Annotated in this window: 8 protein-coding genes and 1 pseudogene; 2 read left to right on the top strand and 7 right to left on the bottom strand. The window is 51.3% G+C overall.

What is annotated here, in order from left to right; genetic code table 11:
- Positions 1-295: 295 nt before the first annotated feature.
- The 4 genes from P1U71_RS09690 to P1U71_RS09675 form a co-directional block, all read right to left on the bottom strand.
- Positions 296-850 (bottom strand): paraquat-inducible protein A, encoded by a 555-nt coding sequence (locus P1U71_RS09690; RefSeq protein WP_301105391.1) that lies wholly within the window; start codon positions 848-850, stop codon positions 296-298.
- Between the two features lie 103 nt (positions 851-953).
- A complete protein-coding gene (locus P1U71_RS09685; RefSeq protein WP_301105390.1) occupies positions 954-1,385 on the bottom strand; it encodes an EamA family transporter in 432 nt (143 codons plus the stop codon).
- Between the two features lie 67 nt (positions 1,386-1,452).
- Positions 1,453-1,917 carry a MarR family transcriptional regulator gene (locus tag P1U71_RS09680; RefSeq protein WP_301105389.1) on the bottom strand — a complete coding sequence of 155 codons (465 nt, stop codon included), beginning with the start codon at positions 1,915-1,917 and terminating at the stop codon, positions 1,453-1,455.
- Positions 1,918-1,977: 60 nt separating this feature from the next.
- On the bottom strand, positions 1,978-2,532 hold the full coding sequence (locus P1U71_RS09675; protein WP_301105388.1) for a histidine phosphatase family protein: 555 nt from the start codon (positions 2,530-2,532) through the stop codon (positions 1,978-1,980).
- Between the two features lie 273 nt (positions 2,533-2,805).
- Between P1U71_RS09675 and P1U71_RS18025 the strand changes: the two are divergent.
- Together P1U71_RS18025 and P1U71_RS09670 are read left to right on the top strand one after the other, a co-directional pair.
- Positions 2,806-2,976, top strand: a pseudogene (locus P1U71_RS18025) (LysR family transcriptional regulator); the annotation flags it as partial.
- 66 nt (positions 2,977-3,042) lie between these two features.
- Positions 3,043-3,675: a substrate-binding domain-containing protein gene (locus P1U71_RS09670; RefSeq protein ID WP_301105387.1), complete on the top strand. Its 633-nt coding sequence runs from the start codon at positions 3,043-3,045 to the stop codon at positions 3,673-3,675.
- A 10-nt stretch (positions 3,676-3,685) separates the two neighbouring features.
- Here the strand turns inward: P1U71_RS09670 and P1U71_RS09665 are convergent, their stop codons facing one another.
- The 3 genes from P1U71_RS09665 to P1U71_RS09655 all read right to left on the bottom strand — a co-directional run bounded on the left by P1U71_RS09665 (position 3,686) and on the right by P1U71_RS09655 (position 6,841).
- Positions 3,686-4,546 (bottom strand): MBL fold metallo-hydrolase, encoded by an 861-nt coding sequence (locus P1U71_RS09665; protein ID WP_301105386.1) that lies wholly within the window; start codon positions 4,544-4,546, stop codon positions 3,686-3,688.
- Between the two features lie 149 nt (positions 4,547-4,695).
- On the bottom strand, positions 4,696-5,871 hold the full coding sequence (locus tag P1U71_RS09660) for a M20 aminoacylase family protein (RefSeq protein WP_301105385.1): 1,176 nt from the start codon (positions 5,869-5,871) through the stop codon (positions 4,696-4,698).
- A 67-nt stretch (positions 5,872-5,938) separates the two neighbouring features.
- Entirely contained in the window at positions 5,939-6,841 is a 903-nt protein-coding gene (locus tag P1U71_RS09655) for a LysR family transcriptional regulator (RefSeq protein ID WP_367281162.1), read from the bottom strand.
- Between the last annotated feature and the right edge of the window lie 23 nt (positions 6,842-6,864).

The following is a 6,864-nucleotide window of genomic DNA, read 5'->3' as shown; positions in this document are numbered from 1 at the left end:
TTCTGCTGATAAAAGCGATAGTCCTGCAAAATGGGAAAATGTGCTTTCGCGCAGGCAATCGCCAGGAGACCCAGAATTGTTCGGCCGAATCCACGATATTTTAAATTAACGAAGAGGGTTCTTAAGCTTCGCCGGAACTGATTATGTTCAACTTCAAGCCCGGGATAGCGGGCAGTCTTGGTAAATACGAAACGCAACAATGGAATTTCCTACGCGAAAATGAACGGATTACAGAACTTTCTGGCCGCAAATAAGGCAATTTCGAAGATTATTTAGGAAATGTCTTAATTTTCTTTTAGTCTTCCTCTTCCTCGACGAACTTAATGGCGTTAATCAGCGGTTGAAGACGGGACGCAACGAGCTTCTGCATTGCCAGCGATACAATGAGGTAATAAACCGCCGCATGCAGGACAAGGCCGGTATCGGCGCGTGATGCGAGATAGATCATCGCCCCAACAACGAAGAGACTTAAAAACCAGAGACGGCCAAGCTGGCGGAGCAATCCCGCCTTGCGGAGGAATTTGGCGTCCGTCAGTTCATATTTGTACCAAAGCTCGAACGCCGTCGAAAGAAGAACGACCGGCAACAGAATAGCAAGGACCGCAATCAGCAACGCAATCCCTCCCTGCCCGCCTTTAAGCAATGCTGCCATTCCGCTCAGTAAGGAAAAACTGCCGTTCAGGCCAGCAAACCCTTGGCTTGTTATCATCGGCTGCGTGATCGCAAGCCCGAGCAACGCCGCCGAGATAAGCAGGATAGCTCCGAGATAACGATCGCCGCTTTTTGCATATTTTGCAATCGTCTGCCGGTCCGGCCGCCCAATCAGTATCCGCTCAACCGCCCAATGCATGACACGCCCCCTCCTCTTCAGAAATTTGTGGCTTGCTTATACCTATTTGGATTGAAAGCGAGAAATCAAAAAGGAAACTGGGACACATGTTATCCGGTCGTTACTAGCTGACAGAGATCAGGATGGCGCCGCTCGCGATCAGGCCTACGCCAAGCCACGCGGGCGCTGAGAGGTTTTCGCCAAGAAACAAGGCTGCGATTATCGCAACAAAAACGACACTCAGCTTATCGATCGGCGCAACCTGAGATGCCTTGCCGATTTGAAGGGCCCGAAAGTAGCAAAGCCAGGACGCACCCGTTGCAAGACCGGAAAGAATTAAAAATATCAATGACTTATTTGGTACTTTATCAAGCGGTTGAAACTCACCCGTATAAAGAAGCAACAGGGCCAGCGCCACGACGATAACAACCGTCCGCACGAAAGTCGCAAAATTTGAGTTGATGTCACTCACCCCGACCTTCGCCAATATGGCCGTCAATGCGGCGAAAACGGCCGCCAGTAAGGCCCAGAACTGCCAGTATCCGGTATAGTTCATATCTTCTTATACACCTCCGGGCTTGTTATCAGCGTAGCCTAACGACTTATGCAACCAAAAGGCAGGATCAGCTGATTTTTTTAAGCAATGCCAGAAACAATTCCTGTTCCTCCGCAGAGAGCGGTTCAAGCGTGTCATCTGTAATATCAAAACCATAGGGGATGATATCCTCGGTCAGCCTTACCCCGGCCTCTGTCAGACGCAGGAGCATCCGGCGGCGGTCAGTTTCATCCGGTCGTATCTGGACAAGGCCGCGGTCGATCAGGCGCCGGGTCACTCCCTGAATAGTCGCCGGGTCCATCGCGGTCAGGCGACCCAGGTGATTTTGCGATAGCTCCCCCTCGTCCCTCAGCTTGGTCAGCGCGGCGAACTGCGTCGGGGTGATCTGCACATGCCCCATATAAGACTGGAATATGGCGCTGGCACGCTGATGTGCCCGACGCAGCAAATGCCCAATATGTTCTTCAACGTGATAGTCATCTATGGAGGGGCCAACCTCTACCTGAGGCTGTAACGATTTCATATGCGTCATAACGGCCAACATTTCCATATCAGTAAAATCAGGATCAAGCTGCCTCCGTACGAAAGGCAATTACTTCACGACTGTATCAGCTTCCTGACCTTTTTCAATGATGCTCATCCCGCCGCCGGACAACTGGATTTTGGTGATTGAGCAATGATCAGGGCGAAAGACAACGACATCATCACTTCCTTCAATGGCACTAATGATCGCATTGATAACGACAAAATGGGTCACAAATACCGCATCTTTCGTCTGCTTGCGGGTAAAATCGAGAATCGTCGATCGCCATCCCTGCAAATGCTCCGACTGTTGTGACCATTTTCCCTCAAGCACCTTGGTCAGCCAAGCACGCCGATTCCCGAGATCCAACCCCGCCGAGGGCACCTCCGACAGCTCAGGGGTGATAATCGCCCCCTCCTGCCATAAATTGGCCAGCGGCAATGCCGTCTCCTGGGTGCGGTTAAGAGGGCTGCTGTACAGGCTTGCAGGCGCAATCTTCCCATGCAACCGCGTGGCCATCTCCCGAGCCTGAAGAACTCCCTTTTCACTTAGACCCGGATCAAGAGCCTGATCCCAGGAACCCGCGGCCTCACCATGACGAACAAGATATACCGTTGTACTCACATCTACTCCTTTTCATACCAATTCGGCATCAACCTATAATATCGTTAGGCAAGAATGCAAAGAACTACATCATAAACGAGAAATACGAAGGCGAGATGTCAGGCACCGGTAAATCCTGCAAAATGAAATACCCTATAATAGTGTATTAGTTATAGTTATTTCAATTGACAAGTGTTTATACATAACTTAAGCGTTAATTATAATTATTAAATACTCCAATGAGAGGCGCAAAATGTGGAATACCACAACGTGATATAGACCGGAACCACAACGATGAACCATGCACAGCTAAAGGCATTCCATGCCGTGGCCGAAACTGGCGGGTTTTCATCCGCAGCAAAAATACTGGGCCTCACACAGCCCGCAATCACGCTACAGGTTCAGGCATTGGAGCAGAGCTACAATACGAAGCTGTTCCGGCGGCACGGACGGAAGACGGAGATCACATCCTCGGGCAAAATGCTCTTGAGGCTATCCAAACGGATATTTAGCCTGGAAAACGAGGCCCACATGCTCCTCGCTTCCCTCGACTCACTCAAGGCGGGGCAACTGAATGTCGTCGCGACCTCATCCCTTCGCGCGCTGCAGTTGCTGTCTACTTTTCAAGCAAAATATCCAAATATCCGACTTTCGTTTTTGACTATGCCGGCCCAGCAGATCGAGAAGGAAATCCTCAATTTCCGTGCGGATATTGCCATACAACATGCACCTCCCGAAGATAACAGGCTGTTTGGACAGAAAATTGAGGAGACTCCCCTGAAACTGGCAGTCTCAAAGGATCACCCCTGGTCACAGAAGAAAACGGTGACCCTTAAAGAGCTGAAAGGCCAGATAATAATCATGCCGTCCGATCTGGAGGCTGACAGTAAAGCCCGGGGGCACTGGTCAAGGTATATCAATTCTAGCGCTCATCAGATCCTCACCCTACAAAGCAAGGAGATCGGACGGGAAGCGGTTGCGAATGACCTTGGCATTGCGTTTTTCACTGAAACAGATATCCGCTGGGATGAGCGTATTCATGGGATTGAGATAGAAGATACGTGCCTGAAAGAAGCGACTTACATAACTTGCCTTGAAGAAGAACGCCAATCCCGTTTGATTGCCTCTTTCTTCGATTCGACCATCAGTATCGGCAATCAATAATCTCCGGCATTCACCGGGCAACGGATATTTTATTCGGATAACTCTCTGCCTTGATTTCCACCGTCATCCCCTCGCGAGCAACGAAGGCGTTTGGCCAGGCCTTGTAGGCGTCCTTCGCGACCTGATCCATAAAGTTATCATCATGGGACGGATCATGATGGAATATCGCCAGCTGTCCGACATGCGCCGCCTTACATAACCGCACACCCTCCTGCCAGGTCGAATGCCCCCAGCCCTTGAACGTCGGATATTCCTCATCTGTATATGTGGAGTCATAAATAACCAGATCCGCGCCTTCGATAAGATCGAGGATATCCTGATCAGGATGACCGATAACATGCTCCGTATCGGTAATGTAGCAAATCGACTTGTCTTCAAATTCAATCCGGTACCCAGTGCCGCCGTCCGGATGCTTCATCGGCGCGGTCCGGACAAAGATACCATCGCCGAGCGAAAATGAATCCCCCGCCTTAAAATCGTGAAAACTCAGATTGGCGGCAAGCTCCGCAAAGGGAACGGGAAATGTCGGCTGGCACATTTGTGAGGAAAGAACCTTCTTTATGCCGCCCAGCTCGCCTAGATGCCCGGCCATAACCTCAATTCTAACGTCGTCGCGATATATCGGGCTGAAAAAGGGAAACCCGTTGATATGGTCCCAATGGGTATGGGATTGCAGGAAGAGATAGTCTTTTAAATTACGGCGCATAAGGCATTCACCAAGAAGCCGCACACCCGTCCCTGCATCCAGAATAATAACGCGATCATTTACGTTCACTTCTACACAGGACGTGTTTCCGCCATATTTCATATGATCGGCAGACGGCGTTGCAATCGAACCCCGAACACCCCAAAATGTCACATTCATACTCATTTAAGTCTGCATCGAACCCATAGTTTAGAACATTTATTGTATCTAATGTGAGCTTACCAAACGATGAATTCCACCACTTTTCCTGTCACTTTGTAACCACGATCACGAAAAATTGGTGAGAATCTGGCAAAAAGTGAACATAAATATAGTTAGTTTGCGTCCTGAGTCAGAATCCTTTCCGTCAGGCGGACCCAGTAGTTCGCACCAAGCGGCAGAATTTCATCGTTAAAGTCATAGTTGGGGTTATGCACATGACAGCTTCCCTCCCCTGAACCATTGGCAATCATGATGTAACAGCCCGGGCGCTCCTTCAGCATCCAGGAAAAATCCTCCGCGCCCATCACCGGCGTTACCTCCTTATTGACGCCGGCGTCACCCACAAGCTCGATAGCCGCGGCAATGGCCTCATCGGTTTCATCCGGGGTATTGATGGTCGGGGCATATCGGCGGTCATAGGTGAATTCCGCCTTCGCACCATGCGCTTCGGCAATACCAACAGCAATCTGCCGCATCCGGCTTTCAATCATATCCTGGACTTGCGGGTCAAACGCCCGGGTCGTTCCCTTCAAGACCACATCCGCAGGGATGACATTCCCCGTATGCCCGCCGTTGATCTGGGCAACTGTCACGACAGCGGACTGAAGCGGGTCGACATTCCGGCTGACAATATTCTGCCACGCGAGCACAATCTCCGAGGCGATGACGACAGGATCTGTCGCGAGATGCGGAAAGGCCCCATGTCCGCCATTGCCGATGATGCGGGCTTCAAAGAAATCGGCGGACGCCATGATCGGCCCTTTACAGACCGCAAAGGTGCCGACCTGATGCCCTGGCATATTATGCATTCCATAGACACTATCGACCGGAAACATATCGAAGAGACCGTCCGCGATCATCACCCTGCCGCCCGCGACATTTTCCTCCGCCGGCTGAAAGATAAAGCGGACGGTGCCATCAAAATTTTTGGACTGCGCGAGATGCTTTGCCGCGCCCAGCAGCATCACCGTATGACCATCATGACCGCAGCCATGCATTTTGCCATCAATTTGCGAGCGATGGTCAAATTCGTTCAGTTCCTGCAAGTCAAGAGCGTCCATATCGGCACGAAGACCTATCGCACGGTTACCGCTGCCCTGGGTCAGTGTGCCGACGACACCCGTCTTCCCGAGCCCGCGATGTACTTCAATACCAAAGCTTTCCAGCTTCTCGGCAACAAAATCGGATGTGCGGTACTCCTCGAATGCCGTTTCCGGATGCTGATGAATCCGATGCCGCCATTCCGTGAGTTCGTCATGCATCTCTTTGATTTCAGGAAGTATCTTCATTCTTGTTTTCCTTTTCCCAATGCGATTTGTTCCGGCAATCCTATCACATATAAACGGGCTTCGACAATCAGGGTCGTAAATCCTCCCCAAGCAGAAAATGCCGGTCATTGCGGAAATGCTCATACAGGAAATCAAGAAGGGTGCGAACCCGTCCGGCGTTCACCAGATCGCGGTGGGTCAGCAGCCAGATATCGAACTTCAGATCGATTTCCGCCGGCAGCAAGCGGACAACCTGATCATCACGCGGCACAAGATAATGAGGCGCGACAAAGAGGCCGATGCCGCTTTGCACGGCGACAATTTGCGCCGCGACCGTATCGCACCGGAACTTAATATTTTCCGGCGGCGCAATCTTCTCCAGCGCTGCGGAAAACGGCAGGCTATCCCGCCCTGAATGCCAGCCGATAAAGTCATGGCTGGCAAGGTCTGCCATGGATGTCGGCGCCCCGCGTTTTTCCAGATAGGATTTTGCGCCATACAGCCCAAATCCGGTGCGCCCGACCTGACGGCCGACCAGATCGGATACCCTCGGATTAGCCAGCCGTATTGCAACATCTGCCTCTCGGCGGCGCAAATCGACCACAGAGATATCGAGCATTAAATCGAACTGGATGCTGGGATGGCGCGCCTGAAACTGGCTGAGTTTCGGGGTCAACCAATAGCTACCGAACCCTTCGGTCGCTGAAATCCGGATCAATCCGGAAAGGGATTTGTCCAAACCGCTGATTACCTGCGCAATGCCATCCAGGTCAACGGAAACTGCTTTGATTTTCTCCCGGATTTGCTGTCCTGCTGACGTCAGAAGATAGCCATGGGATGCCCGTTCAAACAGCCGGGTTTCGAGGCGCTTTTCAAGTTCGGCGATCTGCCGTCCAACCGTCGGCTGGGAAACGGACAATTGACGGGCGGCGGCAGACAGACTTCCTGTTTCCGCAACAGCCAAAAAGTATCTATAATAATCCCAGGACATATTTATACATATTTGAATAGAGT

Source organism: Sneathiella sp., from assembly GCF_029233945.1.
Classification (GTDB): Bacteria; Pseudomonadota; Alphaproteobacteria; order Sneathiellales; family Sneathiellaceae; genus Sneathiella.
Note: the sequence above shows the minus strand (reverse complement) of the source record. Positions and strands in the feature narration are given on the sequence as shown.

What these genes read in the sequence shown, in the direction of transcription:
- P1U71_RS09690 (WP_301105391.1), bottom strand. Translation starts at nt 850, where the DNA reads ATGCATTGGGCGGTTGAGCGGATACTGATTGGGCGGCCGGACCGGCAG.
- P1U71_RS09685 (WP_301105390.1), bottom strand. Translation starts at nt 1,385, where the DNA reads ATGAACTATACCGGATACTGGCAGTTCTGGGCCTTACTGGCGGCCGTT.
- P1U71_RS09680 (WP_301105389.1), bottom strand. Translation starts at nt 1,917, where the DNA reads ATGACGCATATGAAATCGTTACAGCCTCAGGTAGAGGTTGGCCCCTCC.
- P1U71_RS09670 (WP_301105387.1), top strand. Translation starts at nt 3,043, where the DNA reads ATGCTCCTCGCTTCCCTCGACTCACTCAAGGCGGGGCAACTGAATGTC.
- P1U71_RS09665 (WP_301105386.1), bottom strand. Translation starts at nt 4,546, where the DNA reads ATGAGTATGAATGTGACATTTTGGGGTGTTCGGGGTTCGATTGCAACG.
- P1U71_RS09660 (WP_301105385.1), bottom strand. Translation starts at nt 5,871, where the DNA reads ATGAAGATACTTCCTGAAATCAAAGAGATGCATGACGAACTCACGGAA.
- P1U71_RS09655 (WP_367281162.1), bottom strand. Translation starts at nt 6,841, where the DNA reads ATGTCCTGGGATTATTATAGATACTTTTTGGCTGTTGCGGAAACAGGA.